Source organism: Actinoallomurus vinaceus, from assembly GCF_039542055.1.
Taxonomy (GTDB): domain Bacteria; phylum Actinomycetota; class Actinomycetes; order Streptosporangiales; family Streptosporangiaceae; genus Actinoallomurus; species Actinoallomurus vinaceus.
The window spans coordinates 52995-78274 of the sequence record NZ_BAABHK010000021.1; the positions used below are offsets into that span (position 1 = coordinate 52995).

At 71.9% G+C, this 25280-nt stretch carries 25 protein-coding genes; 12 read left to right on the forward strand and 13 right to left on the reverse strand.

Annotated elements, in window-relative coordinates; genetic code table 11:
- Positions 1 to 36 precede the first annotated feature (36 nt).
- The 3 genes from moaC to galU form a co-directional block, all read right to left on the reverse strand.
- Positions 37 to 507 (reverse strand): cyclic pyranopterin monophosphate synthase MoaC, encoded by a 471-nt coding sequence (gene moaC, locus ABEA24_RS46250; RefSeq protein WP_345441180.1) that lies wholly within the window; start codon positions 505 to 507, stop codon positions 37 to 39.
- Positions 508 to 707: 200 nt separating this feature from the next.
- On the reverse strand, positions 708 to 1916 hold the full coding sequence (gene glp / locus ABEA24_RS46255) for a molybdotransferase-like divisome protein Glp (RefSeq protein WP_345441183.1): 1209 nt from the start codon (positions 1914 to 1916) through the stop codon (positions 708 to 710).
- Positions 1900 to 2814, reverse strand: coding sequence for a UTP--glucose-1-phosphate uridylyltransferase GalU (galU, locus tag ABEA24_RS46260; RefSeq protein ID WP_345441186.1), 915 nt, complete (start codon positions 2812 to 2814; stop codon positions 1900 to 1902). The genes glp and galU overlap by 17 nt, the downstream gene beginning before the upstream one ends.
- 112 nt (positions 2815 to 2926) lie before the next feature.
- Between galU and ABEA24_RS46265 the strand changes: the two genes are divergently transcribed.
- The 4 genes from ABEA24_RS46265 (at position 2927) to ABEA24_RS46280 (ending at position 6603) form a co-directional block, all read left to right on the forward strand.
- A complete protein-coding gene (locus ABEA24_RS46265; protein ID WP_345441548.1) occupies positions 2927 to 3520 on the forward strand; it encodes a 5-formyltetrahydrofolate cyclo-ligase in 594 nt (197 codons plus the stop codon).
- Positions 3517 to 4494 (forward strand): NAD(P)-dependent oxidoreductase, encoded by a 978-nt coding sequence (locus ABEA24_RS46270; RefSeq protein WP_345441189.1) that lies wholly within the window; start codon positions 3517 to 3519, stop codon positions 4492 to 4494. The genes ABEA24_RS46265 and ABEA24_RS46270 overlap by 4 nt, the downstream gene beginning before the upstream one ends.
- Positions 4495 to 4681: 187 nt before the next feature.
- Entirely contained in the window at positions 4682 to 6163 is a 1482-nt protein-coding gene (locus tag ABEA24_RS46275) for a potassium/proton antiporter (protein WP_345441191.1), read from the forward strand.
- 95 nt (positions 6164 to 6258) lie between these two features.
- Complete coding sequence (locus tag ABEA24_RS46280; RefSeq protein WP_345441194.1) at positions 6259 to 6603, forward strand: FmdB family zinc ribbon protein; 345 nt, start codon at positions 6259 to 6261, stop codon at positions 6601 to 6603.
- 112 nt (positions 6604 to 6715) lie between these two features.
- Here ABEA24_RS46280 and ABEA24_RS46285 read toward each other — a convergent pair whose 3' ends face one another.
- Positions 6716 to 8809: an MMPL family transporter gene (locus ABEA24_RS46285; RefSeq protein ID WP_345441197.1), complete on the reverse strand. Its 2094-nt coding sequence runs from the start codon at positions 8807 to 8809 to the stop codon at positions 6716 to 6718.
- A gap of 175 nt (positions 8810 to 8984) precedes the next feature.
- On the opposite strand from ABEA24_RS46285, the gene ABEA24_RS46290 reads away from it, so the two are divergent.
- A complete protein-coding gene (locus ABEA24_RS46290; RefSeq protein WP_345441201.1) occupies positions 8985 to 9782 on the forward strand; it encodes an S-methyl-5'-thioadenosine phosphorylase in 798 nt (265 codons plus the stop codon).
- A gap of 31 nt (positions 9783 to 9813) precedes the next feature.
- Entirely contained in the window at positions 9814 to 10395 is a 582-nt protein-coding gene (locus ABEA24_RS46295) for an SAF domain-containing protein (protein ID WP_345441204.1), read from the forward strand.
- Between the two features lie 404 nt (positions 10396 to 10799).
- Here the strand turns inward: ABEA24_RS46295 and ABEA24_RS46300 are convergent, their stop codons facing one another.
- Positions 10800 to 11858, reverse strand: coding sequence for a D-alanyl-D-alanine carboxypeptidase family protein (locus tag ABEA24_RS46300; protein WP_345441207.1), 1059 nt, complete (start codon positions 11856 to 11858; stop codon positions 10800 to 10802).
- Between the two features lie 88 nt (positions 11859 to 11946).
- Positions 11947 to 12420: a hypothetical protein gene (locus tag ABEA24_RS46305; RefSeq protein WP_345441210.1), complete on the reverse strand. Its 474-nt coding sequence runs from the start codon at positions 12418 to 12420 to the stop codon at positions 11947 to 11949.
- Between the two features lie 105 nt (positions 12421 to 12525).
- Between ABEA24_RS46305 and ABEA24_RS46310 the strand changes: the two genes are divergently transcribed.
- The 6 genes from ABEA24_RS46310 (at position 12526) to ABEA24_RS46335 (ending at position 18435) form a co-directional block, all read left to right on the forward strand.
- Entirely contained in the window at positions 12526 to 13674 is a 1149-nt protein-coding gene (locus ABEA24_RS46310) for an ADP-ribosylglycohydrolase family protein (RefSeq protein ID WP_345441213.1), read from the forward strand.
- 685 nt (positions 13675 to 14359) lie between these two features.
- On the forward strand, positions 14360 to 15403 hold the full coding sequence (locus tag ABEA24_RS46315) for a Dyp-type peroxidase (RefSeq protein WP_345441216.1): 1044 nt from the start codon (positions 14360 to 14362) through the stop codon (positions 15401 to 15403).
- Positions 15400 to 16197: a family 1 encapsulin nanocompartment shell protein gene (locus ABEA24_RS46320; protein WP_345441219.1), complete on the forward strand. Its 798-nt coding sequence runs from the start codon at positions 15400 to 15402 to the stop codon at positions 16195 to 16197. The genes ABEA24_RS46315 and ABEA24_RS46320 overlap by 4 nt, the downstream gene beginning before the upstream one ends.
- 660 nt (positions 16198 to 16857) lie before the next feature.
- Positions 16858 to 17457 carry a sulfite oxidase-like oxidoreductase gene (locus ABEA24_RS46325; protein WP_345441222.1) on the forward strand — a complete coding sequence of 200 codons (600 nt, stop codon included), beginning with the start codon at positions 16858 to 16860 and terminating at the stop codon, positions 17455 to 17457.
- Complete coding sequence (locus ABEA24_RS46330; protein ID WP_345441225.1) at positions 17427 to 18170, forward strand: ferredoxin reductase; 744 nt, start codon at positions 17427 to 17429, stop codon at positions 18168 to 18170. The genes ABEA24_RS46325 and ABEA24_RS46330 overlap by 31 nt, the downstream gene beginning before the upstream one ends.
- 1 nt (position 18171) lies before the next feature.
- Positions 18172 to 18435 carry a DUF6510 family protein gene (locus ABEA24_RS46335; RefSeq protein WP_345441228.1) on the forward strand — a complete coding sequence of 88 codons (264 nt, stop codon included), beginning with the start codon at positions 18172 to 18174 and terminating at the stop codon, positions 18433 to 18435.
- 35 nt (positions 18436 to 18470) lie between these two features.
- On the opposite strand, the gene ABEA24_RS46340 is transcribed toward ABEA24_RS46335, so the two are convergent.
- From ABEA24_RS46340 to ABEA24_RS46370, 7 genes are all read right to left on the reverse strand, one after another.
- Positions 18471 to 19745 (reverse strand): cytochrome P450, encoded by a 1275-nt coding sequence (locus tag ABEA24_RS46340; RefSeq protein ID WP_345441231.1) that lies wholly within the window; start codon positions 19743 to 19745, stop codon positions 18471 to 18473.
- Positions 19746 to 19854: 109 nt separating this feature from the next.
- Complete coding sequence (locus ABEA24_RS46345) at positions 19855 to 21126, reverse strand: cytochrome P450 (RefSeq protein ID WP_345441235.1); 1272 nt, start codon at positions 21124 to 21126, stop codon at positions 19855 to 19857.
- A gap of 97 nt (positions 21127 to 21223) precedes the next feature.
- Complete coding sequence (locus ABEA24_RS46350; protein WP_345441239.1) at positions 21224 to 22495, reverse strand: cytochrome P450; 1272 nt, start codon at positions 22493 to 22495, stop codon at positions 21224 to 21226.
- A 109-nt stretch (positions 22496 to 22604) separates the two neighbouring features.
- On the reverse strand, positions 22605 to 23849 hold the full coding sequence (locus ABEA24_RS46355) for a cytochrome P450 (protein WP_345441242.1): 1245 nt from the start codon (positions 23847 to 23849) through the stop codon (positions 22605 to 22607).
- The gene (locus ABEA24_RS46360) at positions 23846 to 24454 is read right to left on the reverse strand and encodes a GTP-binding protein (RefSeq protein WP_345441245.1); all 609 of its coding nucleotides are present in this window, start codon (positions 24452 to 24454) and stop codon (positions 23846 to 23848) included. Before ABEA24_RS46360 ends, ABEA24_RS46355 begins: the two co-directional genes overlap by 4 nt.
- Positions 24435 to 24794, reverse strand: a complete 360-nt coding sequence (locus ABEA24_RS46365; protein WP_345441248.1) for a DUF742 domain-containing protein — start codon at positions 24792 to 24794, stop codon at positions 24435 to 24437. The genes ABEA24_RS46360 and ABEA24_RS46365 overlap by 20 nt, the downstream gene beginning before the upstream one ends.
- Positions 24791 to 25204, reverse strand: a complete 414-nt coding sequence (locus tag ABEA24_RS46370; RefSeq protein ID WP_345441251.1) for a roadblock/LC7 domain-containing protein — start codon at positions 25202 to 25204, stop codon at positions 24791 to 24793. The genes ABEA24_RS46365 and ABEA24_RS46370 overlap by 4 nt, the downstream gene beginning before the upstream one ends.
- Positions 25205 to 25280: the final 76 nt, after the last annotated feature.

Here is a 25280-nt window from a genome sequence, read left to right on the forward strand (position 1 = left end):
TCTTGTCGCCGGTCACCGCCGAGGCCCCGATCACCGTCACGGCCGCCGCCAGACGCCGGTCTTGCCGCCGGTCTTCTCCTCGACGCGGACGTCGGTGATCACGGCGGCGGGGTCGACCGCCTTGACCATGTCGATGAGGGCGAGGCCGGCGACGGACACGCAGGTCAGCGCCTCCATCTCCACGCCCGTACGGTCGGCGGTGCGCACCTGCGCGGAGATCGCCACGCCGTCGTCCTGGACGGCCAGGTCGACGGTGACGCCGTGGATGGCGATCGGGTGGCAGAGCGGGACGAGGTCGGGGGTGCGCTTGGCCGCCTGGATGCCCGCGATGCGGGCGACGGCGAGAGCGTCGCCCTTGGGGACGTTCCCGGCGCGCAGGGCGGCGACGCACTCCGCGGACAGGCGGACGAAGCCGGTGGCCGTGGCCGTACGGGCCGAGACCTCCTTGGCGGAGACGTCGACCATGCGGGCGGCCCCGGACTCGTCCAGGTGAGAGAAGCCGGTCATGTGGCCTCCTTCGTCGGAGGAGTGACCAGGCGGGCCATGCTTACGATTCGCTCGCTCCGCTCGCTCATGCGGCCTCCTTCATCAGAGGAGCGACCAGGCGGGCCATGCTCACGATTCGCTCGCTCCGCTCGCTCATGCGGCCTCCTTCATCAGAGGAGTGACCAGGCACGCTGTGCTGACGATTCGCTCGCTCCGCTCGCTCATGAGAGCTCCAGGACGTCGACGAGGTCGCCGGCCGCGCGTTCGGTCACATCTTCGGGCACCACGATGAGCGCGTTCGACGAGGCGAGCGCGAACACCTGGTGGGATCCCTGCCCCTCCGCCGGCGTCACGCGGGGCTCCCCCTCGCCGTACGCGACGGCGGCGCGCAGGTAGTGCCGCAGCCCGTCCGGCGAGATGATCGGCGCGGTGAGCCGGGCCCGTACGGTCCTGGGCGGTGCGGGCGGCAGGCCCTGCAGCGCGCGCAGGGCCGGCCGGACGAACACCTGGAAGGAGACGTACGCGCTGACCGGGTTGCCGGGCAGGGTGAAGACGGGGACGTGGTCGTCGAGCAGGCCGAAGCCCTGCGGCTTGCCGGGCCGCATCGCGACCTTCTCGAACCGCATGGTCCCCAGCCCCGACAGCACCTCCTTGACGACGTCGCGGGCGCCCATGCTGACCCCGCCCGAGGTGATGATCAGGTCGGCGTACGCGAGCTGCTCCTCGATCGTGGCGAGCACCTCGCGCGGGTCGTCGCCGACCGTGCCCTGCCGGAAGCCCACGCCGCCCGCCTCGGTGACGGCGGCGGTCAGCGCGAAGCTGTTGGAGTCCCAGATCTGGCCGGGTCCGACGGGGCGGCCGGGCTCGATCAGCTCGCTGCCGGTGGACAACACGGCGACGCGGGGCCGGGGCCGTACGAGGACGCGGGCCCGGCCGACGGCGGCGAGCATGCCGATCTGCGCGGGCCCGAGCCGGGTGCCCGCCGGGAGGACGGTCTGCCCGGCGGTGACGTCCTCCCCGGCGCGCCGGATGTAGTGGCCGGGTGTGGCGGACCGCCGGATCGTCACCTTGGCGGTGCCGCCGTCGGTCCATTCGACCGGGACGATGGCGTCCGCGCCCCCGGGCAGGGGCGCGCCGGTCATGATCCGGGCGCACAGGCCCGGGCCGATGCCGTACGCGCCCTGGTCGCCGGCGGCGATGTCGCCGACGACCGACAGGGTCACGGGTGACGTCTCGGCCGCGGACGCGACGTCCGAGGCCAGCACCGCGTAGCCGTCCATGGCGGAGTTGTCGAACGGTGGCAGGTCGACGGGCGCGGTGACGGGCTCGGCGAGGACGCCTCCGTATGACTCCGGCAGGGCCAGTTCCAGGGGCGGAAGTTCCCGTATCGCCCCCAGGATGTCCGCCAGATGTTCATCTACCCGCTTCATCGTGTTTCGCCACGAACTCGCGGAGCCACGGCAGGAACTCGTCCGCCAGCTCGGGCCGGTCGGCTGCGAACTGCACCACCGTGCGCAGGTAGTCGAGCTTGTTGCCGGTGTCGTAGCGGCGGCCGCGGAACAGCACGCCGTGCACCGGGCCGCCCTCGGAGGAGTCCCGCTGGGCGAGCGTGAGCAGCGCGTCGGTGAGCTGGATCTCGCCGCCCCGGCCGGGCGGGGTCTTCTCCAGCACATCGAAGATCGCCGGGTCGCAGACGTAGCGGCCGATGACGATCCACCGGCTGGGGGCCTCCCCCGGCACCGGCTTCTCGACGAGGTCGGTGACACGGACCACGTCGTCCTCGTCGGTCGGCTGGATCGCGGCGCAGCCGTACAGCGACACCTGCTCGGGCTCGACCTCCATCAGCGCCACGACGCTGCCGCCGTGCCGCTCCCGGACCTCGATCATGCGTTGCAGGAGCGGGTCGCGCTCGTCGATGAGGTCGTCGCCGAGCAGCACGGCGAACGGCTCGTTCCCCACGTGCCGGCGGGCGCAGTGGACCGCGTGCCCGAGCCCCTTCGGCTCGCCCTGGCGCACGTAGTGCACGTCGGCGAGCTCGCTGGACTCCCGCACGGAGGCGAGCCGCTCGGGGTCGTCCTTGGCGCGCAGCGCCTCTTCCAGCTCGTACGCCCGGTCGAAGTGGTCCTCGATCGGCCGCTTCCCCCGGCCGGTGACCAGCAGGATGTCGTCGAGCCCGGCGGCGACGGCCTCCTCGACGACGTACTGGATCGCCGGCTTGTCGACGATCGGAAGCATCTCCTTGGGAGTCGCCTTGGTGGCGGGCAGGAACCGCGTGCCAAGGCCGGCAGCGGGAACGACCGCCTTGGTGACGGATACGTGGTCGGCCATGAGACGACCCTAACCGTCGATGGCGGTGGTTCAGCGGACGGTCCCCCTTTGCGGCGCGCATCTTCAGGGGAATCTCACTCTGTTTTCACGGGACAATGGAGACGTGCGCGACATGACCGAGGACAAGACGGCCCTGCGTTCGGACCTTCTGGCGGCCCGCGCCCGCCTCACCCCGGACGAACGCACCGCCGCCGGGCGGCTGTTGCGCGACACCGTACTGACGCTGCCGGAGGCGGAGATGGCCGGCACCGTCGCCGCGTACGTCTCGGTCGACACCGAACCGGCCACCCAGAGCCTGCTGTTCGCGCTGTGGAAGCGCGGCACATACGTCCTCGTCCCCCGGCTGCTGCCGGACCACGACCTCGACTGGGCCTCCTACGAGGGCCCGGAGTCGCTGAAACCGGGGCGGTTCGGCCTGCTGGAGCCCACCGAGCCCGCACGGGGCCCGGAGGCGATCCGCAGCGCCGACCTGGTGATCGTGCCCGCGCTGGCGGTCTCGTCGACGGGCGTGCGCCTCGGGCGCGGCGGCGGCTCGTACGACCGGGCGCTGGCCCGCGTCGCCCCGAGCATCCTCACGATCGCGCCGGTGTACGACACCGAGCTGGTCGACGCCCTGCCCGCCGAACCGCACGACCGGCCCGTACGGGCCGCGGTCACGCCGTCGGGCGGCCTCGTCCGGTTCGCCGTCGCGGGGGCCGGCCAATGAGCGACCGCTGGCGGCTGCTCGCCCTCCCGCCCCTCGGCGCCGAGCTGATCCATCACGTCTTCGACCCGCTCGGCGCCGACGTCGCCGTGCCCGCCGAGCGGACCCGCGACGCCCTGCACGCGGAGCTGGCCGACGCGGAGCTGGTCGTCGGCGACTTCACCGGCGAGCTCACGATCGACGCCACCGCCGTGGCGGCCGCCCCGCACCTGGCGTTCGTGCAGATGCCGTCCGTCGGGGTGGACGCCATCGACGTCGACGCGCTGACCGCCGCCGGGGTACCCGTGGCCAACACGGCCGGGGCGAACGCCCGGTCGGTGGCCGAGTGGGCGCTGAGCGCCGCGCTGGACCTGTCCCGGCAGCTGTCGTGGGCGGACCGGCGCATGCGCGAAGGCGGCTGGCCGCAGCTGGAGGCCGCCGCGCGCGGCTCGGACGAGCTGGCGAACCGGCGGGTCGGCGTGCTCGGCATGGGCGCGATCGGCACGGAGGCGGCGCGGCTGTTCGAGGCGCTCGGCTGCCAGGTCGCGTACTGGTCGCGGCGGCGCCGGGACACCGGCGTCTACAAGGAGATCGACGACCTGCTGGCCGGCTCCGACATCGCCGTCGTCTGCCTGCCGCGCACTCGGGAGACCGTCGGCCTGCTCGACTCCCGGCGGCTCGCGCTGCTGCCGGCGGGCGCCTTCCTGGTCAACGTGGCGCGGGGCGGCGTCGCGCCGGACGCCGACGTGCTCGCCGCGCTGGAGAGCGGCCGGCTGGCCGGAGCGGCGCTCGACGTCTTCGAGGACGAGCCCCTGCCCGCCGATCACCCGTTCCGGCGGCATGAGAACGTCCTGCTGTCCCCGCACGCGGCGGGCTCGACCCGGCAGTCGCAGCTGAACATCATCACGGCCGTGATCGACAACATCCGGGCGGCGGTCGATGGCCGCCCGGTGGCGAACGTCGTCAACGGCCTCGACCCGCTGATCCGCCGCCGTTAGGACACGCGTCCCGGGCCCCTGAGGCCCTGACCGTGGGCCGACGGCCGACACGCGAACACCTATCCCCGTGGTCGCGCGGATTCCGCGCGACCGCGTTTCCGGGAACGGCGCCCGGTCTCCGCACCGGGAGAGGCCGCACCCACCACTCGTGACCGGTTGTGAGAAAGTCCTGATCAAGGGGGTGTCGGTGAAACTCGACCTGTGGCTGCTGCTCGGCTCGGTCGTGGTCATCGCGGCGATCGTGGCGGTGCGCGTGGCGCACCGGAGTGGGCTGCCGAGCCTGCTCCTGTACCTCGCGCTCGGCCTGCTGCTCGGCGAGGCGGGGTTCGGCATCCGTTTCGACGACATGGCGGTCGCCGAGACCCTGGGCCTGGCGGCGCTGGTCCTCATCCTGGCCGAAGGCGGGCTCACCACCCGCTGGTCGGCCGTACGGCCGGGCGTGCCGGCCGCGCTCTCGCTGTCGATCGTGGGCACGGCGGTCAGCATCGTGGTGGTCGCGGCGGCGGCGCACTGGCTCGTGGGCATCGAGTGGCGCCTGGCGTTTCTGCTGGGGGCCGTGCTCGCCCCGACCGACGCGGCCGCGGTCTTCTCCGTGCTGCGGCGGCTGCCGCTGCCCGAACGCCTGACCGGGGTGCTCGAGGCCGAGTCGGGCCTCAACGACGCGCCGGTCGTCATCCTCGTCCTCGCCCTGAGCGCCCACCACGCGCCGACGCCGCTGCTCATGGCGGTCGAGCTGGTCTACGAGCTGGCCGTCGGCGCGGTGATCGGCCTGGTGATCGGCCGGGTCGGCGCGTACGCCCTGCGCCGGGCGGCGCTGCCCGCGTCGGGCCTGTACCCGATCGCGGTGCTGTCGCTGACCGTCGGCGCGTACGGCGCGGCGTCGATGGCGCACGCCAGCGGGTTCCTCGCGACGTACCTGTCGGCCCTGGTACTCGGCAACAGCCCGCTGCCGCACCGCCCGGCCACCCGGGGGTTCGCCGAGGGGCTCGCGTGGCTGGCCCAGATCGGGCTGTTCATCATGCTCGGCCTGCTCGACTCGCCGCGGGAGCTGCCCGCGCAGATCGGGGCGGCCTTGATCTGCGGCTTCGTGCTGGTGCTGGTGGCCCGGCCGCTTTCGGTGCTGGTCTCCACGCCGTTCTTCGGAATCGACTGGCGCGAGAAGGCGTTCCTGTCGTGGGCGGGGCTGCGCGGCGCGGTGCCGATCGTGCTGGCCACCATCCCGGCGTCGGCCGGGGTGCCCGGGGCGCGGGCGCTGTTCGCGCAGGTGTTCATCGTCGTGGTGGTCTTCACCCTGCTGCAGGGGCCGACGCTGGCGTCGTTCGCCCGGCTGCTGAAGGTGACCATCCCCGACCGCGCCCGGGAGATCGACATCGAGGCGGCCCCCTTGGAGGAGCTGCACGCCGACCTGCTGGAGATCCGGATCCCGCCGGACTCCCACCTCAACGGCGTGGAGATCTTCGAGCTGCGCCTACCCGAGGGAGCGGTGATCACCCTCGTCGTACGGGAGGGCAGCAGCTTCGTGCCGGGCCCCGACACGGCCCTGCAGGCGGGCGACGAGCTGTTGGTCGTGGCCACGAGCGCCGCCCGCCCCGCGGCCGAACGCCGACTGCGCGCCGTCAGCCGGCGTGGGAAGCTGGCCGGCTGGTACGGCGAGCGGGGCGAACAGTGAGCGTGGGCGGCGGGAATGTTCGGGCGCCCGGTAGCATTAGCAGTCATTGAGTGAGAGTGCCAGTCCCGAGGGCTGTGTACAGCTAGGAGGAACTCGTGCCGACGTATCAGTACGCGTGCACCGAATGCGGTGAGCCTCTGGAGGTCGTGCAGAAGTTCAGCGACGACGCGCTGACCGAGTGCCCCGCGTGCGGCGGGCGTCTGCGCAAGGTGTTCTCCGCTGCCGCGATCGTGTTCAAGGGCTCGGGCTTCTACCGCACGGACAGCCGCAGCGGTGCGACCACCTCGTCCAGCGGTTCGGCGAAGAAGAGCGAGCCCGCCAAGACCGAGGCGAAGAAGGAGTCGGCGTCTTCCTCCGAGTCTTCCGGCTCTTCTAGCTCCTCGAGTTCTTCGAGTTCGTCCGGTTCCTCGGGCTCATCGTCCGGCGAGAAGGTCGCCTGACCTGGCACCGGCAGGTGCCCTCAAGTGTGAAGGACATGCGCAACGGGCCCCGCGGGTCGTGCTACTCAGTGACTTCGATCACGGCAGCCACCGGGGGCCCGTTGCGACCTGATCAGCGAACGGTCTGCGGCAGCGGCCGTTCACCCGATTCGAGCGGCCGGTCCCCCGCCGCGTAGCCCGGCCACCAGATCCGCCGGCCGACGTCGTACGCCAGCGCCGGGACCAGCAGCGACCGGATCAGCAGGCTGTCGAGCAGCACGCCGAAGGCCACCGCGAAGGCCATCTCCACCGTTCCGGTCACCGGCAGGGTCGCCAGTGCCGCGAACGTCGCGGCCAGCACCACCCCGGCCGACGTGATCACACCGCCGGTCACCGTGAGCCCGCGCAGTACGCCGCGCCGCGTGCCCAGCCGCTGCGACTCCTCACGCACCCGCGTCATGAGGAAGATGTTGTAGTCGACGCCGAGGGCGACCAGGAACAGGAAGATCTGCAGCGGGAACCCGGAATCGGCGCCCTCGAAGCCGAACACGTGTCTGAACACCAGCCCGCAGACCCCGAGCGACGCGGCGAACGACAGCACCACGGTCGCCATCAGCAGCACCGGCGCGACGACGGCCCGCAGCAGCAGGGCCAGGATCACGAACACGACGGCGAGGATGATCGGGATGATCACCTTGTTGTCGTGCGCGGCGGCGCGCTGGGTGTCGAGGTTGACGGCGGTGTTCCCGCCGACCTTGGCGCCCAGGGGCCGTACGGCGGTGCGCAGCCGGTCGACCGTGTCGCGCGCCGCCTGCGTGTCCGCCGCGCTGGACAGCGTCGCCTCGTACTGCTCGTAGCCCCCGAGGGCGACCGGTGCGCTCACCTCGGACACCCCGGGCGTACGGGCGATCACGGCCCTGAGGCCGGGACCGCGCGGGCCGATCACGACCGCCGGGCTGCCGGCCCCGGCCGGGAAGTGCCGCGCCATCACCCGCTCGCCCACCACCGAGTCGGGCGTGCCGACGAACTGGCCGGCGTTGGACACCGGCCCGGCCTTCAGCGAGAGCATGCCGAACGCCAGCGCGGCGAGCACCAGCGCGCCGCCGACCGAGATCACGCGCGGCCGGGCGCTGACGAACCCCGCGACACGGGCCCAGACGCCGTGCTCCTTCTCCAGCGCGTCGGGCTCGGCGACGTACCGGGCGTCGTACCGGGGCACCGCCGGCCAGAACACCCGGCGCGGCAGGGTCGCGAGCAGGGCGGGCAGCAGCGTCGTCATGGCGGCGAGCGCGCAGACGACGCCGACCGCCGCGACCGGGCCGAGGCCGCTGGTGGAGTTGAGTTCGGCGACGAGCAGGCACAGCAGGGCGAGCGTGACCGTGGCGGCGCTGGCGAGGACGGCGGGTCCCGCACGGCGCAGCGCGAGCCGCATCGCCTCGTGCCGGTCCTCATGCCGGTGCAGTTCCTCCCGGTAGCGGGCGATGAGCAGGAGCGCGTAGTCCGTGCCCACGCCGAAGACCAGCACCGCCAGGATTCCGGTGCTCTGGCTGTTGACGGTGAGCCCCGCCTCGGCCAGGAGGTAGACGAGCCCCTGCGACAGCATGTACGCCGAGCCGACCGCGAACAGCGGGACGATCCACAGGAACGGGCTGCGGTACGTCAGCAGCAGCATGACGATCACCACGCCCAGCGTGACGAACAGCAGCGTGCCGTCGATCTCCTTGAAGACCCCGATCAGGTCCGACATCGTGCCGCCCGGTCCGGTCACCCGGACGTCCAGCCCGGCGGGCGGGCCGCGCTCGACCACCTTCCGGACCTCGTCGATGGCGGTGAGGACGACGTCCCCGTCCCCCTGGATCGGGACGAGCAGCTGCATCGCCTCGCCGTCCCGTGACGTGATCGGGCCGGCCACCGGCCCGATGTGCGGCACGCCCTTCAGGCGCTCGGCCACCGACCGCGCGGACGCCACGTCCTGCGCGGTGACGCCGCCGCGCCGCTCGTACGCCACGACGGTGAGCATCCCGTCCTCATGGTGCAGCCTCTTCTGCAGCTTGATGACCTGGGTGGCCTCGGCGCCGCCGGGCAGGTAGGCGTCGGCATTGTTCTTCGTGGCTCCCTGCAGCCTGCCCCCGAGGGCACCGCCGACCATCAGCAGGATGAGCCAGGTTGCGAGGACGACCCACTTGGTACGGCGGCCGGCGGGGAGTCCGGCCAGTCGGCTGGGCATGGTTCACCTTCCCGGAAACGCGACATGTCTTCTCTGATTAAGAGAAGATATTACGCGTCTGCTCGATAGACAAGACATATCGCGAGTCGGGTATGAGTCGTGGCCGCCGGAAGTTGTCCACAGGCTGTGGGGGCGCTCTCGCGGGGCGTCGAGGCGGACGGCTAGGGTCCGGCTCATGCATGCAGAGATCGGCGTGATCGGCGGGTCCGGCTTCTACTCCTTCCTCGACGACGTCGAGGAGATCCAGGTGGACACCCCGTACGGCCCGCCCAGCGACTCCATCGCCCTGGCCACGGTGGCCGGCCGCCGGGTGGCGTTCCTGCCGCGGCACGGCCGCGACCACCGCTACCCCCCGCACAAGATCCCCTACCGGGCCAACCTCTGGGCCCTGCGCTCCCTGGGCGTCCAGCAGGTCGTGGCCCCGAGCGCGGTGGGCTCCCTCGTCCCGGAGTACGGCCCCGGCACGCTCGCCGTCCCCGACCAGCTCGTCGACCGCACCAGCGGCCGCGCGCAGACCTACTACGACACCGGCGCCGTGCACGTCGCGTTCGCCGACCCCTACTGCCCGCGCGGGCGTCGCACGGTGGTGGAGGCCGCCCAGGGGGCCGGCTGGCAGCCGGTCGACGGCGGCACGCTGGTCGTGATCGAAGGGCCGCGCTTCTCGACGCGGGCCGAGTCCCGGTGGTTCGCCGCGCAGGGCTGGACCCTCGTCGGCATGACCGGCCATCCCGAGGCCGTCCTCGCCCGCGAGCTGGCCCTCTGCTACATCCCGGCCAGCCTGGTCACCGACCTCGACGCCGGCGTCGAGGAGGGCGCGGGCGTGACCCACGAGGAGGTGCTCCGCGTCTTCGCGCAGAACGTCGACCGCCTGCGCGACCTCGTCATCGACATCGTCGGCGCGCTGTCCGCCGAGCGCGACTGCCCCTGCCCGCACGCCCTCGACGGCTTGAAACTCCCCATCGAGCTGCCGTGACCACGGGCGGCCGGGCCGAGGGTGTCACCCGATGAGGGCGCTGGTGAGCCGGCATCGCCGTCTCATCGCCGCGGGGCTCGCGGCCGGTGCGGCGGCGCTCGGCCTGGCCGCCGCGCGTCCGCACCCGCGCGGCGTCCCGGTCCTCGTGGCCGCCCGCGACCTCCCGGCCGGCGCGACGCTGAGCACCTCCGATGTCGGCGTGCGCACCCTGCCCGCCCGCGCGGTTCCCGACGGCGCGGTGCGCCGGGCGGCCGGGCGCACCCTCACCGGGCCGATCCGCCGGGGCGAGCCGCTGACCGACGTACGGCTGCGCGGCGGCAGTCTGCTGGACGACGCCGCCCCCGGCACGGTGGCCATGCCGGTGCGGCTCGCCGACGCCGCCGTCGTGCGGCTGCTGCACGCCGGCGACCGTGTCGACCTCCTCGCCGCCCGCGCCGAAGGCCCGCTGCCGGCGCGCACGGTCGCGGCCGGAGTCCCGGTGGTCGCGGTGCCCCGGCCCGGCCCCGATCCCGACGAGGGAGCGCTCGTCGTGCTGCGCACCGGCCGCACGCAGGCGGCGGCCATCGCCCGCGCCGCCGTCGACTCCCGCCTGTCGGTCTCGATCGTCGGCTAGGGCGTGTCTGACAAATCCCGTTCGTAGCGAGCGGCGTCCAGGCGGCGCCTCGCCGCGCTGTCGCCCCCACCCCTCGAAGACGTACAGGGACGGCTTCGCCGACCTCCGCGTCTCCGCGGGGACCCCGGGAGAAGCCGCCGACCAAAACCAGGCTGGCTCCCTCCCCCTTGCGAGGCACCACCTGGACACCGCTCGCTACGGACGGAGACTTCGAGACCGGCCCAAGTACGACAGACGCCCCGGCGGCATCGCGGGACCGCGAACGCGCCACCGTCGGCTCCCGAGCCCGCCTTCGGTCTCGGTCCGCCGATCAGCGCGACGTTCCAGCGCCGCGAATCCACCGCCGATCGTTCGACCCGCCGATCCTCGCCGCCGAGCGTCCGACGGCTTGGTCTGAATGCGCCTCAGTCGCTGGCATCGGGGGTGTCCTCCTTGGTGTACTCCCAGTGCCACGGCTCGAAGGGGCTGCTGTAGGCCCACGACGGGTGGAAGAACTCGTACGTCTTCGAATTGGCCTGGAGCCAGTTGAACTGCGCGGAGCCCTGGCTCTGCACGCCGCCGCACAGGTCGACGGCGGTGCCCCAGCCGTGGTTGCTGTGTCCCGGCACGGCCGCCATGCCGGGCCGGTTGGCGTAGATCCGCTGCTGCTCGGCGAGCGGCCGGTAGGAGTCGGTGAGGCACATCTGCGTGCCGAAATGCGCCTTGTAGGCGGAGTTCAGCTTGTAGAAGGCCAACGCGGCGTCCGCGCGGAGCGATCGGCCGGGCTGCGGCAGCGGGCAGAGGTAGCGCGAGGGGATCAGGCCGTTGGGGTACTTCCGCGCCTCGGGGACCAGGCTCTTCTGGCAGGTGAGCTGCAGCCGGGTGTTGGGATCGAGCTTCTTGAGCGCGGCGGTCAGCTGCGCGGTGATGCGGGCCGAGCGGTCCTTGAGCCCGCTCATCGTCTGGGAGAGCTTCGCCTCCTCGACCGCGTTCTTCGACTGCAGATCCTGCGCCGACGCGGCCAGTTGCTCGCGTTCCTTCTGCAGGCGGCCCGCCTTGTCGATGAGGGCCTTCTGGTCGTTGGTGAGCATCGTCAGGTCGGTCGCCGCGGCCAGCGCGCTGTCGGGGTCGCTGCCCCCGATCAGCGACGGCACTCCGATGACGCCCGGCTGCTTGTACGCGCTGGCGGCCAGCTGGGCCAGCGGCTCGCGGATCTTGTTCAGCTCGGCGTTGGCGGTGCCGAGGTCGGCGAGCGTGGTCTTGAGCTTGGCCTCCGAGGCGTTCAGCTCGTTCTTTTGCTCCTGCCAGGCCTTGGTGGCCTTGGAAAGCTCGCTCTTGGCCTTTTCGGCCTGCTGGCGCAGGGCCTTGACGCTGTCGGCCGATGGCGATTGGGCGGCCGACGACTGACCCGCGGCGCCGGTTGTCAGCAAGAGCACGACTGCCGTGATCGCCGCCATCAGCGCCGCTGACCGGGTGCTTGGCACGCGGAGATCCTCCGGGGGACTGGCGAAACTAGTGCGGCGGGTCGACGGTACTACAGGTGATGAGGTGCTCCATGCGTTGCCGGTGACCTCAGGGGCGTCCGTGACCGCCACGTCGATGTTTGCACAAATCCCACATCCATGGCCATTTCTTCAGCTCCGGCGGGCATCGGGTGCCGGTGGAGGGCGCGGCCGTGGTGGGGGCCGGCCGGGAGTGCGGGGTCGTGCTCTGCGACGCGCGCGGGGGCGCCGACTTCGAGGCGGACGCGGGCCGTTCGCTGCGGGAGGCCACGAACTCGCCCCACGTGCGCTGCGCCCGGTCCATCGCGCTCGTGTCGCTCTGCCGTGCCGATGGCGCCGCGGCGGCCGTACGGTGCTGGGACCGGTCGCCCTTCCCGCCTCCGTCGAGGACGAGGAGGCCGCCGACGAGGAGGGCGGGTACCGCGATGAGAACGGCTACCAGCGTCACGCCGCGGCGGAACGGCAGCAGCTCGAACCGTGCCCACAGACGGCTGATGATGGTCGTCCGCGAAGTGTCCGTTGCGTCCTCGTCTACGCCATTCACGGGAGCAGGGTAGCGATAAGAAGCCCTCTAAGTATTCGTATCCGGAGGACCCATGCCGCCTAATTCCGATTACTCCCTGGCAGACTTACCGGAGTGGGCGATCGCATGACATTTCCGGATCCGGACCGCATGCTGGGGTGCCTGCTGGGAGGTGCCATCGGCGACGCGCTCGGCGCGCCGATCGAGGGCCGGCCGATCGCGGAGATCCGGGCGACGTACGGCGAGGCGGGGCTGGCCGAGTACAGCGACGCCCGGGTGCGGGCGGGCGCCGTCACGGACGACACCCAGATGACGCTGTTCACCGCCGAGGCGCTCATCCAGGCGTCGATCCGGGAGCGCGGCAAGGGCATCGGCGGCGCCGCGCCCGGTCTGCTGCAGGCGGCGTACCTGCGTTGGCTCCGCACCCAGGGCGAGGAGATCCCCGAGCAGGGCATCGAGACGGGAAGCCGGCTGTTCGCCCAGCCGGAGATGCACCAGCGGCGCGGGCCGGGCCGGACCTGCCAGTCCGCGCTGCACACGATCGCCGCCCGGCGGCGTCCTTACGTCCCCCTGGGAAGCCTCGAGGAGCCGATCAACGACTCGAAGGGCTGCGGCGGGGTCATGCGGGCGGCGCCGGCGGGCTTCCCCTTCTCTCCGCGCGTCCCCGCGGGCGCCGCCGAATGCCGCCGGGCCGCGTTCGCGATGGGCGCCAGGTCGGCGGCTCTGACCCACGGCCATCCCAGTGGGTACCTGTCGGCCGGCGTGCTGGCCGCGACCGTCTGGGGCCTGCTGCGCGGCGCCGATCTCGCGGACGCGCTCGACGCCGCCCGTACGGAGCTGGAGACCTACGAGGGGCACGAGGAGACCTCGGCGTCCCTGAATGCGGCGGTCGCGCTGGCCCGGGAGGGCGACGCGCTCACGCCGGAGCGGCTGGAGACGCTCGGCGGCGGCTGGACCGGCGAGGAGGCCCTGGCCATCGGGGTGTGCGCCGCGCTGGCCGTACGCGACGGCGAGCCCGTCGACGTCGTACGCCGGGCGCTGCGGCTCGCGGTGAACCACTCCGGCGACAGCGACTCGACCGGGTCGATCTGCGGCAACCTGCTGGGCGCGCGGTACGGCACGGCCGCGCTGCCCGGCCACTGGCAGTCCGGCGTCGAGCTACGGCCGATCATCATCCAGGTCGCCGCCGACGCCGCCCTGGAATTCGGCCCCAACGCGCCGACCGACCCGGAGACCGGCGACGTCCCGATGAACTGGCACGCCCGCGGCGCCTAAAGCCCTAAAGGGTGCAGGGCATCCCTGACGGGAGTACGCAGTGGGTCCGTGACGGCTGGGGGGAGGGCTTGCCAGGGGGGCGCGTCGCAGGCGGCTGCGCACCCCCCGGCGGCTGTGTCGTCGGGGAATCGGGCCGTCTCGACGTCGTCCGTACGACCGGTGCCCGGCGCGGATCCTTCGCGGACGGCTTGGCCCGCGGCGAATCGCTCGACGGGGACGGCTCAGATGACGCGGACGGCTCGAACGGGTTGGACGGCGCGGTCAGCATGGACGCCATGGCGGACGGCACCGTGCCCACCGTCTGCTCCTTCGAACCGCTGTGGCGGAAGAGAATGGCCGCAGCCGCGACGAACAGGGCCAGAGCGGCGATGGACCCGCCGCCGAGGACGATCCAGCGCAACGCCGATGCCGGCGATCGCCGCATGCCGACCGTACGCTCTTTGCGTGTTTCATCCCGATGTCGACCACTCACGCGAGCAGAGTAGCGATCTTGGGCCGGCCCGCAAGATCGAATCGACGCATCCCCGGGAGGGACGCCGCCGGCGCCTCCGTGCCGGCGCTCCGCGAGCCTGGGGCGCGCCCTGCCCGAGTCCCTCGGGCACCCTTGAATGCGCACCCCGCGCGCACCGGGAGGCGTCCCGGCATGACAGGCTTACTCCGGATTCTCGCGAAGAAGGGTCGTGCGATGGCCGAGACGACGCCGGGCCGGACTCCGCAGCAGGTGCTGAGCCCGCTGACCACCGAGGCGGTCTTCCTCGTGGTCACGATCGACCCCGGCGGCGAGCCCATCGTCCGCGAGCTGCTGGCCGACCTTTCGGGGCTGACGCGGTCGGTCGGCTTCCGGGTGCCGGACGGCAGGTTGAGCTGCGTCGCCGGCATCGGGTCGGACGCCTGGGACCGGCTGTTCGGCGGGCCGCGCCCGGCCGAGCTGCACCCGTTCCGCGAGATGTCCGGAGCCGTGCACCGCGCCGTGGCCACCCCCGGCGACCTGCTCTTCCATATCCGCGCCGGCCGGCTCGACCTGTGCTTCGAGCTGGCCTCCCAGATCATGAACCGGCTGCGCGGGGCCGTCACGGTGCAGGACGAGGTGCAGGGATTCACGTACTTCGACATGCGCGACCTGCTCGGCTTCGTCGACGGCACCGAGAACCCGGTGGGTCCGGCGGCGAGCGCGGCGGTCCTGATCGAGGACGAGGATCCGGAGTTCGCCGGCGGAAGCTACGTGATCGTGCAGAAGTACCTGCACGACCTGGAAGCGTGGAACGCCCTGCCGGTGGAGGCCCAGGAGCGGGTCGTCGGCCGTACGAAGCTGGAGAACGTCGAGCTGGACGACGCGGTCAAGCCGTCGAACTCCCACGTCGCGCTGACCACGATCACCGACCCGGACGGCACCGAGCGCCAGATCCTGCGCGACAACATGCCCTTCGGCAAGGTCGGCAGCGGGGAGTTCGGCACCTACTTCATCGGCTACGCCCGCACGCCGGCCGTGACCGAGAAGATGCTGGAGAACATGTTCATCGGCGACCCTCCGGGCAACCACGACCGGATCCTCGACTTCTCGACGCCGGTGACCGGAACGCTGTTCTTCGTGCCGACCGCCGACTTCCTCGACGACCCGCCTCCCGCCGAGCCCGCCGCGGCGACGGACGACCAGACCCTCGGCAAGCCTGAGACCACGCCCGACGGTTCCCTGGGGATCGGCGGCCTGAACAGGAGCACGATCCGTTGAACAACCTGCACCGTGAACTCGCGCCCATTTCCGCCGCCGCCTGGGCCGACCTGGAGGCCGAGGCCCGGCGGACGTTCGAGCGCCACGTGGCCGGCCGCCGCGTCGTCGACGTCCCGGAACCGGGGGGCATTGAACTGTCCGCGGTCGCGACCGGGCACCTGGACCCGGTCGCCGCCCCCGGTGACGGCATCGTCGCGCACACGCGCCGGTCCCAGCCGATCGTCGAGCTCCGCGTGCCGTTCACCGTGGACCGGCGCCAGGTCGACGACGTCGAACGCGGGGCCAAGGACGCCGACTGGCAGCCGGTGAAGGACGCGGCCCGGCGGATCGCGTTCGCCGAGGACCGCGCGATCTTCGAGGGGTATGCCGCGGGCGCCATCGCCGGCATCCGCGCGAGCGCCTCGAACCCGGTGCTGTCCCTGCCGTCCGAGGTGCGCGACTACCCCGACACGGCCAGCCGGGCCGTGTCCGCGCTGCGGCTCGCGGGTGTCGGCGGCCCGTACGCGCTGGTGCTGAGCGCCGACGCGTACACCGCCGTCAATGAGACCACCGACCACGGCTACCCGATCCACGAGCACATCGCCCGGGTGCTGGACGGCGAGATCATCTGGGCGCCCGCGATCGACGGCGCGTTCCTGCTGTCCCAGCGCGGCGGCGACTTCGAACTGCGGCTCGGCCAGGACCTGTCGATCGGCTACCTGTCCCACGACGCGGACACCGTGCAGCTGTACTTCCAGGAGACCTTCACCTTCCTCGCCCACACCGCCGAGGCGGCCGTCGCGCTGACCGCGTAGGCGGCGATGCGGAGGTTCCACGGCCGGCGGCGGGGAGAAGAGGCTCAAACCGTCTCCCCGTCGTCCGCGCTCAGTCTCCCTGGTCTTGACCGATGCGCGTCTTGCACTTCCGCGGCGATTTGCGCAGCCCGGGCGGGCAGTCGCGGCCGGGTGGCGATGCGGGGGCGGTGGTCGGCGTCCCGCCGGTGCGGGACGGCTGCCCGCTCGCCGAGGCCCGCGTCGACTCCGTCCGGACGGCCGGGGCCGGAGTCTGCTCGCGCAGCGAGGACCTGACCTGCGGCGAGACCCCGGAAGGGGACATCGCGGGCGACGTCACCTCGGCCGCCCCTCCGTTCGGCCCCCCGCTTCCGGAAAAGAGGGTGGTCATTCCGCCTATGACCAGGACGAACGCGGCGATGATCCCACCGACGAGCACCATCCGCCGGCGCGGGGCATGCGCCGCCAGTGCGCTCAGTCGCCGGATGGCGACCGCGCGTATTTCGCCCCTTTTGTCCCGATGTCGACCACTCACGCGAGCAGATTAGCGGTGTTCAATGACTCATAAGGCCGGTTGAGCGAGGATGACCGGCCTTGGACGAGCGAGGCGGCGGTCGCGAGCATAGGCCGCCAAACAAAACGGGTACGGCACCCTGAAAGCGAACGAATGATAGGAGGCGGGTGATGGGGATCGTGTCGCCGGGGTTCCACGGCCGGCGGCGGGGAGAGGGCGTGAAGCTGCCTCCCGGCCAGTACCTCACCGAGGACTTCCCCGTTCTGTCGGCCGGTCCCACGCCGCGGATCCGGACCGAGGACTGGGAGTTCACGGTCACCACTGAGACCGGCCAGAAACACCGCTGGACCTGGCAGGACCTCACGGAGCTGCCGAGCGAGACGCCCACGGTGGACATCCACTGCGTCACCAAGTGGTCGAAGCTCGGCACCACCTGGGAGGGCGTGTCGCTCGACACCCTGCTGGCCGACGTCGACACCGCGGCCGACTACGCGCTCGTCCACTCGTACGGCGGCTACACCACGAACCTGCCGCTGGAGGATCTTCTCGACGGCCAGGCGTGGATCGTATACCGCTACGACGGCGAGGAGCTGACGCCCGAGCACGGCGGCCCGGCCCGGCTGCTGGTGCCGCACCTGTACTTCTGGAAGTCCGCCAAGTGGGTGCGCGGCATCACGCTGATGGACGAGGACGAGCCGGGCTTCTGGGAGACCGCCGGCTACCACGACTACGGAGACCCATGGCGCGAGCAGCGGTACCAGGGCGACTGAGCTGGCGGGTCGCCAGGCTCGCCGAGGCGCGGGCGGAGACGGCGACGGCCCGCACGCTGGTCTTCGACGTGCCCGGATGGCCGGGTCACCTGGCCGGTCAGCACGTCGACGTGCGGCTCACCGCCGACGACGGCTACACGGCCCAGCGCAGCTACTCCCTCGCCGCGCCCGCCGACGGTGCCCACGTCGAGCTGACCGTCCAGGACGTCCCCGACGGCGAGGTCTCCTCCTACCTCACCGAGGGCCTGTCCGTCGGCGACCCGGTGGAGATCCGCGGGCCCGTCGGCGGGTGGTTCGTCTGGCGGCCCGCCGACACCGCGCCGGTGCTGCTCGTGGCGGGCGGCTCGGGCATCGTGCCGCTGATGGCGATGGTCCGGGCCCGCCGCCAGGCGGGCAGCCGTACGCCCTTCCGCCTCGTCTACTCGGTACGGACGCCCGCCGACCGGTACTACGCGGCCGAGCTGCGCCGCGCGGACCCCGGCCTCGACGTCGCGTACGTCTACACCCGCGAGGTGCCGGAGGGCTGGTCCCGGCCGCCCGGACGGCTCACCGTCGCCGACCTGAACTCCGGAGGATGGCCCGCCGACTTCGCGCCGGACTGCTTCGTCTGCGGGCCGACCGGGTTCGTCGAGACCGCCGCCGACATCCTCCTGGCCCTCGGCCACGACGCACGCAAGATCAAGACCGAGCGATTCGGCCCGACTGGAGGCTGACGTGATCGACGATTACGAGGACGGCAACGCGCTCGCCGGCCCGCTGAGCGAGATCTTCACCTTCGACGTCACGACGGCGGATACCCGCTGCGCGGGCTGCGGCCGTACGGGCCCGGTCGCGGACCTGCGGGTCTACACCCATGCGCCGGGGCTGGTCGCCCGCTGCCCCGGCTGCGAGGGGGTGGTCCTGCGAATGGTCCGCACGCCGACGGCGGCCTGGCTCGACCTGCGCGGCAGCGTCGCCCTGCGGATCCCGCTGGGCTGAGCCCGCCCGGCCCGCAGGACGCTCTGCGGCTCCGGTCAGGCGCCGGCCGGGCCCGTCGGGGAGAACCTCACCGGCAGGGACGTCAGGCCGCGGACCCGGAAGGACGGCCGCCATTCGAGCTCGTTCGGCGGCACCGCCAGCCGTACGTCCGGAAGGCGGTCGAGGAGGACCTCGACGGAGGTCTGGGCGATGACCTCGCCGAGTTCCGGCGCCGGGTAGGGGCAGCTGTGGTCGCCGTGGCCGAATGAGAAATGGGCGTGGTTGCTCTCCGCGCCGGTGCCGAGGTCCGGATGCACCAGGGGGTCGGAGTTCCCGCCGGCCAGGCAGATGACGAGCGCGTCGCCCGCCAGGATCTGCCGGCCGCCCAGCAGGTTGTCGCGGGTCGCCCAGCGGAAGGTGTTCTGCGCGGGCGACTCCTCCCACATGACCTCGTTCATCGCCTGGCCCACGCTGCGGCGCCCGCCTGCGAGGGTCAGGGAGAACCGGTCGTCGACCAGCATGAGGCGCAGCGTGTTGCCGATCCAGTTGGCCGTGGGGTCCTGACCGGCGATCGTCATGATGAGAAGGTCCTGGGTGATCTCCTCATCGGTCAGCATCGCCGGGTGATGCACCATGCGGGACGCGACGTCCGGCCCGGGCTCGGCGCGCTTGAGCCGAACGAGAGAGCCCAGCGTCGCCGCGAACCGCTGGTACGCCTCGAGCGATCCCTCGCCGCCGTCGATGATGGACATCACGTCCTCGGCGACGCTGTGCAGCTCGGACTCGGGCAGGCCGAACATCCCGGCGAGCGCCAGGATCGGCATCCGGTTGGCGAACCGGGACAGCAGTTCGGCCTCGTCGGCGAGGCAGAACTCGTCGATGAGCCGGTCGGCGATCCGCTCGCACCGGGACCGCAGCTCGAACTGGTCGACCTCCGCCATGGCGTCGGTCATCACCTGGGCCCGCCGCTTGTGGGCGGCCCCCTCGCTGAACAGGATCGATCCGGGCTGGTAGCCGACGAGGACCATGAGGGGCCAGTCCGGCGGGATGTTCGGCCACTGGTTCCAGCGGCGCGAGTCGCGGGCGAACAGCACCGAATCGCTCAGCGCCTGGTGGACCTCCCGATAGCCGACGACGAGCCACGCCGAAACATCGCCCTCGAGCAGGATCGGCAGGACCGGCCCGTGCTCCTCCCTCAGCTCCCCGTAGAGCCGAGCGGGGTCCTCCATGTCGTACTGCGACCCGTACAGCCGCACGGCGCCCGGCGGAACCGGGGACGGCGGTCCCAGGGGCCGGATCGTCGCCTCGGCGGTCGGCTCGAGCTCGGTCATTGATGGCCTTCCCAGACGGGCGGTCGGTCGGGGTCGGTTGGTCGGGAGAGATACCGCATGGTCAGGACCCGGCGGTGACCGGCGCCGGGGAACTCTACGGACGGTGGGGTCAGGGCCCGGTGGCGACCGGGGCCGGGGAGAACGTGACGGGCAGCGAGAGCAGGCCGCGGATCTGGAACGACGACCGCCAGGTCAGCTCCTCGGCGGGAACCGCCAGCGTCGCATCCGGGATCCGGTCGAGGAGCACCTCGACGGCGGTACGGGCGATGACCTCGGCGAGCTCCGGCGCCGGGTGCGGGCACCCGTGGCTGCCGTGCGCGAAGGACAGGTGGGCGTTGTTGGCGGGCGCGCCGGCCATCGAGGCGGGCCGGACGTACGGGTCGGCGTTCGCGCCGGCCAGGCCGAGGAGGAGCGCGTCACCGGCCCGGATGTGCCGCCCGCCCAGCTGGGTGTCGCGGGTGGCCCAGCGCCCGAGGCTGTTCTGCACCGGGATGTTCTCCCACATCACCTCGTTGAGCGCCTGGCCGACGCTCTGGCGGCCGCCCGAGAGGGTGAGGGAGAACCGGTCGTCGGTCAGCATCAGCTGGAGGGTGTTGCCGATCCAGTTCGCCGTCGGTTCCTGGGCCGCGAGCGTGAGGAGGAGCACGTCGAAGAAGAGCTCCTCGTCGGTGAGGCCCGCCGGGTGGGCCAGCATCCGGGAGGTGACGTCCGGGCCCGGCTCCGCGCGCTTCGCCGCGACGAGGCGCTGCATCGTGCCGGCGACCCTCTCGTAGGCCGGGATGGCCGCCTCGCCGCCGTCGAGCGAGGTGACGAGGTCCCGTGCGGTGTCCCCGATGTCGCCCATGGAGAGGCCGATGAGCCCGGCGACGGCCATCACCGGCATCGAGTAGGCGTACTGCGTCATGAGCTCGGCCTTGCCGCTGCCGGCGAACTCGTCGATCAGGGCGTCGGCGATCTCCTCACACCGGGCGCGCAGTTCGAACTGGTCGACTCCGGAGAGGGCGTCGCTGATGGCGTCGACCCGGCGCTGGTGGGCCGGCCCTTCGCCGAACAGCACCGACGACTGGTAGGCGGTGTACTGGATGAGCGGCCAGTCCGGCTTGATGTTCGGCCACTGGTTCCAGATGCGCGGGTCGCGCGCGAACAGCTGCGGGTCGCTGAAGAGCTGGTGCAGCTCCCGGTATCCCATCACCAGCCACGCGAACACGTCGCCTTCGAGCAGCGCCGGCACGACGGGCCCGTACTCACGCCTGAGCTCGCGGTACAGCTCGGCCGGGTTCTCCTGGTAACGCGGGCCGTACAGCGGGACGGCGTCCGGTGGGATCGGGGACGGCGGGCCCACCGGGTGGTTCGTCGGATCGTTCGGGTCGAGCTCGGTCATGGGGTGCCTTCCGGGGCGTGGAGGGTCATCCAGTGCGGGGGGCTGGACACGGCTTAATTGATCAAGGCCCGGCGCCGAGGAGAGAGGATGCCACGGATCATGACCTCGTGGCGGGCACCGGGGAGAACTTCACTGGCAACGAGAGCAGTCCGCGCATCTGGAACGACGGCCGCCAGACCAGTTCTTCGGCGGGCACCGCGAGGATCACGTCCGGGATACGGTCCAGGAGGACCTCGACGGCGGTACGGGCGATCACCTCCGCGATCTCCGGCGCCGGGTGCGGGCACCCGTGACTGCCGTGCGCGAAGGACAGGTGCGCGTTGTTGGCCGGCGGACCTCCCGGCGAGGCGCCCCGCACGTACGGGTCGGCGTTCGCGCCGGCCAGGCCGAGAATGAGTCCGTCGCCGGCCTGGATGTGCCGCCCGCCCAGCTGCGTGTCCCGGGTCGCCCAGCGCCCGAGGCTGTTCTGCAGCGGCACGTTCTCCCACAGCACCTCGTTGAGCGCTTGGCCGACGCTCTGGCGTCCGCCGGAGAGGGTCAGGGAGAACCGGTCGTCGGTCAGCATCAGGTGCAGCGTGTTGCCGATCCAGAACGCCGTCGCTTCCTGGCCCCCGATCGCGACGAGCAGGAGGTCCTGGGCGAGCTCCTCGTCTGTCAGGGCCGCCGGATGGGCCAGCATCCGCGAGGTGACGTCGGCGCCCGGCTCCGCACGCTTGGCCGCCATGAGGCGCTGCATCGCGGCGGCGACTCGCCCGTAGGCCTCCTGGGAGCCCTCGCCGCCGTCGAGCGCGGCGATGGCGTCCTGGGCGACGCCCTCGATCTCGGACGTCGAGATGCCCATTATCCCGGCGATGGTCATCACCGGGATCGAGCGCACGTACTGGGTCATGAGCTCGGCCTCGCCACTGCCGGCGAAGCCGTCGATCAGCGCGTCGGCGATCTCCTCACACCGGGCCCGCAGCTCGAACTGGTCCACTCCGCCGAGGGCGTCACTGACCGCGTCGACCCGGCGCTGGTGGTCGGGCCCTTCGCCGAACAGCACCGACGGCTGGTAGGCGATGAACGCCATGAGCGGCCAGTCGGGCGGAATGTTCGGCCACTGGTTCCAGATGCGGGAGTCGCGGGCGAACAGCTGCGGGTCGCTCAGGAGCTGGTGCAGCTCCCGATACCCGATCACGAGCCACGCGAACACGTCGCCCTCGAGCAGCACTGGCACGACGGGCCCGTGCGTCCGCCGCAACTCGCGGGTCAGTTCGGCGGGATTCTCCCGGTAGCGCGGCCCGTACAGCGGAACGGCGTCCGGGTGCGGAGGAGGCGGAGCTCCGGCAGGTGAGGGCCTCGCGTCGGCGGTCGGCTCGGAGTTGGTCATGGGTGCCTTCCCAGGGCGGGTCGGGTGGGTGTCAAGATCCGTCCGGTATGGGACACCCGGCCGGATTCGTCGCTCGGTGCCCGGCGCCGGGGAGAGAGGATGCCACGGATCATGACCTCGTGGCGGGCACCGGGGAGAACTTCACCGGCAACGAGAGCAGTCCGCGCAACTGGAACGACGGCCGCCAGGTCAGTTCTTCGGCGGGCACCGCGAGGATCACGTCCGGGATACGGTCCAGGAGGACCTCGACGGCGGTACGGGCGATCACCTCCGCGATCTCCGGCGCCGGGTGCGGGCACCCGTGACTGCCGTGCGCGAAGGACAGGTGCGCGTTGTTGGCCGGCGGACCCGAGGTGGGCCGGACGTACGGGTCGGCGTTCGCGCCGGCCAAGCCGAGGAGGAGCGCATCGCCGGCCTGGATGTGCCGGCCGCCGAGCTGCGTGTCCCGGGTGGCCCAGCGGCCGAGGCCGGCCTGCACCGGCGCGTTCTCCCACAGCACCTCGTTGAGCGCCTGGCCGACGCTCTGGCGTCCGCCGGAGAGGGTCAGGGAGAACCGGTCGTCGGTCAGCATCAGGTGCAGCGTGTTGCCGATCCAGAGCGCCGTCGGTTCCTGCCCGCCCAGCGCCACGAGGAGCAGGTCCGGGACGAGTTCCTCGTCGGTGAGGGCCACCGGGTGGGCCAGCATCCGGGAGGTGACGTCCGGGCCCGGCTCCGCGCGCTTGGCCGCCAGCAGATTCTGCATCGTGGCGGCGAGCCGCCCGTAGGCCGCCGGGGCACCCTCGCCGCCATCGAGCGCGGCGACGGCGTCCCGGGCGACGCCATCGATCTCGGTCGTCGAGATGCCCATCATCCAGGCGACGGTCATCACCGGAATCGAGTAGACGTACTGGGTCATGAGCTCGGCCTCGCCACTGCCGGCGAAGCCGTCGATCAGCGCGTCGGCGACCTCCTCACACCGGGCGCGCAGCTCGAACTGGTCCACTTCGGAGAGGGCACCGCTCATCGCGTCGACCCGGCGCTGATGGTCGGGGCCCTCACCGAACAGGATCGAGGGCTGGTAGGCGACGAACGTCATGAGCGGCCAGTCGGGCGGGATGTTCGGCCACTGGTTCCAGATGCGCGAGTCCCGGGCGAACAACTGCGGATCGCCCATGAGCTCATGCAGCTCCCGGTATCCGATCACCAGCCACGCGAACACGTCGCCTTCGAGCAGCACCGGCACGACGGGCCCGTGCGTCCGCCGCAGCTCGCTGAAGATCTCGGCGGGGTTCTCCCGGTAGCGCGGGCCGTACAGCGGGACGGCGTCCGGGTGCTCGGCGGGCGCCTGCCCCGGCTCCAGCGGCTGCTGGGTCATGTCGTTCCTTCTGCCGCGGTGGACAGGGCGTACAGGTGGTTCACGAGAGTGATCAAGACCTTCTTGCTCGACTCGCGCTCGCGGGCGTCGCAGTCGATCAGCGGGATTTCCGGGGACAGGTCGAGCGCCTCCCGAATGTCCTCCAGCTTGTGCGCCGGTCCGCCGAAGTCGTTGCGCGCGACGATGAACGGCATCCCGTGGTGCTCGAGCCGGTCGATGGCGTACCAGGAGTCCTGGACCCGCCGGGTGTCGACGAGGACGACCGCTCCGAGGGTGCCGGCGAACAACCGGTCCCACAGGAACCAGAACCGCTGCTGCCCCGGGGCGCCGAACAGGTAGAGGATCATCTGGTCGTTCAGGCTGATCCGGCCGAAGTCGAAGGCGACCGTGGTCGTGGTCTTGTCCTGCACGCCGCCGGCGTCGTCGATGCCGACGCCGGCGTGGGTCATGACCTCTTCGGTGCTCAGGGGCCGGATCTCGCTGACCGATCGGACCATCGTCGTCTTGCCCACGCCGAAGCCACCGACGATCACGATCTTCAGCCCATTGCTGGCGGTGCTCCGCAGCGGCGTACTGGTGACCCGGTCAGAGCTTTTCAAGTCCAAGGAGCACCTGCTTCAGGATCGCGGGATCGGGGAGTCTGGTCTTGGCGGGGGCGATGGTCGGGTGGCGAGCGGTGATCCGGCCGGTGTCGAGCAGGTCGCACAGCAGGATCTTCACCACGCTGACCGGCAGTCCGAGCTCCGCGGCGATCTCCACGACCGCCATCGGGTTGGTGCACATGCGGAGGATCCTCACGTGCTCGGACTGCATGCCCGGAGCAGGATCGCACTCGCTGACGATCAGAGAGACGAGGTCGATGGAGCTCTCGTCCACCCGGCTGCGCCCACCGGTGACGATGTACAGCCGGTCCGGGTCCTCTCTGTCGACTGGCCGGGACGTCATCGCGCGGCGCTGCCCTGCTGCCGGGGAGCGGCGACCAGGTACTCGCCGAGCTGCTCGACCAGCTCGTGCATGTTGTGCCCGATCACGCCGACGTCGGCCTCCTCGCTCGCGATGAGGGCCAGGTGGGCGCCTTCGCCCGCCTCGACGATGAACAGCAGCCCGCCGTGGAACTCGGTCATCGACTGGCGGAGCCCGCCGCTGCCGTCACCGAACTCGGCGGAGGCGCCGTACGACAGGCTCTGGATGCCCGAGGCGATGGCGGCCAGTTGGTCGGCCTGGTCGATGGACAGGCCGTACGTGTGGCAGAGCTTCAGCCCGTCCTTGGACAGGACGATGGCGTGCCGGCTGTCCGGCGTCCTCTCCAGGAGGTTCTCCAGCAGCCAGTCGAGATCGCGGTCTGTGGTCTTCATGGGCTGTTCGGGGCGGTGGTCCGGGCGCGGGCGCCGGAGACTCGTCCCCTGCCTCCAATCTCTTCTTGTGTCATTC

Coding starts and splice junctions, on each gene's coding strand:
- moaC (WP_345441180.1), bottom strand. CDS start 507: ATGACCGGCTTCTCTCACCTGGACGAGTCCGGGGCCGCCCGCATGGTC.
- glp (WP_345441183.1), bottom strand. CDS start 1,916: ATGAAGCGGGTAGATGAACATCTGGCGGACATCCTGGGGGCGATACGG.
- galU (WP_345441186.1), bottom strand. CDS start 2,814: ATGGCCGACCACGTATCCGTCACCAAGGCGGTCGTTCCCGCTGCCGGC.
- ABEA24_RS46265 (WP_345441548.1), top strand. CDS start 2,927: ATGACCGAGGACAAGACGGCCCTGCGTTCGGACCTTCTGGCGGCCCGC.
- ABEA24_RS46270 (WP_345441189.1), top strand. CDS start 3,517: ATGAGCGACCGCTGGCGGCTGCTCGCCCTCCCGCCCCTCGGCGCCGAG.
- ABEA24_RS46285 (WP_345441197.1), bottom strand. CDS start 8,809: ATGCCCAGCCGACTGGCCGGACTCCCCGCCGGCCGCCGTACCAAGTGG.
- ABEA24_RS46290 (WP_345441201.1), top strand. CDS start 8,985: ATGCATGCAGAGATCGGCGTGATCGGCGGGTCCGGCTTCTACTCCTTC.
- ABEA24_RS46295 (WP_345441204.1), top strand. CDS start 9,814: ATGAGGGCGCTGGTGAGCCGGCATCGCCGTCTCATCGCCGCGGGGCTC.
- ABEA24_RS46310 (WP_345441213.1), top strand. CDS start 12,526: ATGACATTTCCGGATCCGGACCGCATGCTGGGGTGCCTGCTGGGAGGT.
- ABEA24_RS46315 (WP_345441216.1), top strand. CDS start 14,360: ATGGCCGAGACGACGCCGGGCCGGACTCCGCAGCAGGTGCTGAGCCCG.
- ABEA24_RS46325 (WP_345441222.1), top strand. CDS start 16,858: ATGGGGATCGTGTCGCCGGGGTTCCACGGCCGGCGGCGGGGAGAGGGC.
- ABEA24_RS46330 (WP_345441225.1), top strand. CDS start 17,427: ATGGCGCGAGCAGCGGTACCAGGGCGACTGAGCTGGCGGGTCGCCAGG.
- ABEA24_RS46340 (WP_345441231.1), bottom strand. CDS start 19,745: ATGACCGAGCTCGAGCCGACCGCCGAGGCGACGATCCGGCCCCTGGGA.
- ABEA24_RS46345 (WP_345441235.1), bottom strand. CDS start 21,126: ATGACCGAGCTCGACCCGAACGATCCGACGAACCACCCGGTGGGCCCG.
- ABEA24_RS46350 (WP_345441239.1), bottom strand. CDS start 22,495: ATGACCAACTCCGAGCCGACCGCCGACGCGAGGCCCTCACCTGCCGGA.
- ABEA24_RS46355 (WP_345441242.1), bottom strand. CDS start 23,849: ATGACCCAGCAGCCGCTGGAGCCGGGGCAGGCGCCCGCCGAGCACCCG.
- ABEA24_RS46365 (WP_345441248.1), bottom strand. CDS start 24,794: ATGACGTCCCGGCCAGTCGACAGAGAGGACCCGGACCGGCTGTACATC.
- ABEA24_RS46370 (WP_345441251.1), bottom strand. CDS start 25,204: ATGAAGACCACAGACCGCGATCTCGACTGGCTGCTGGAGAACCTCCTG.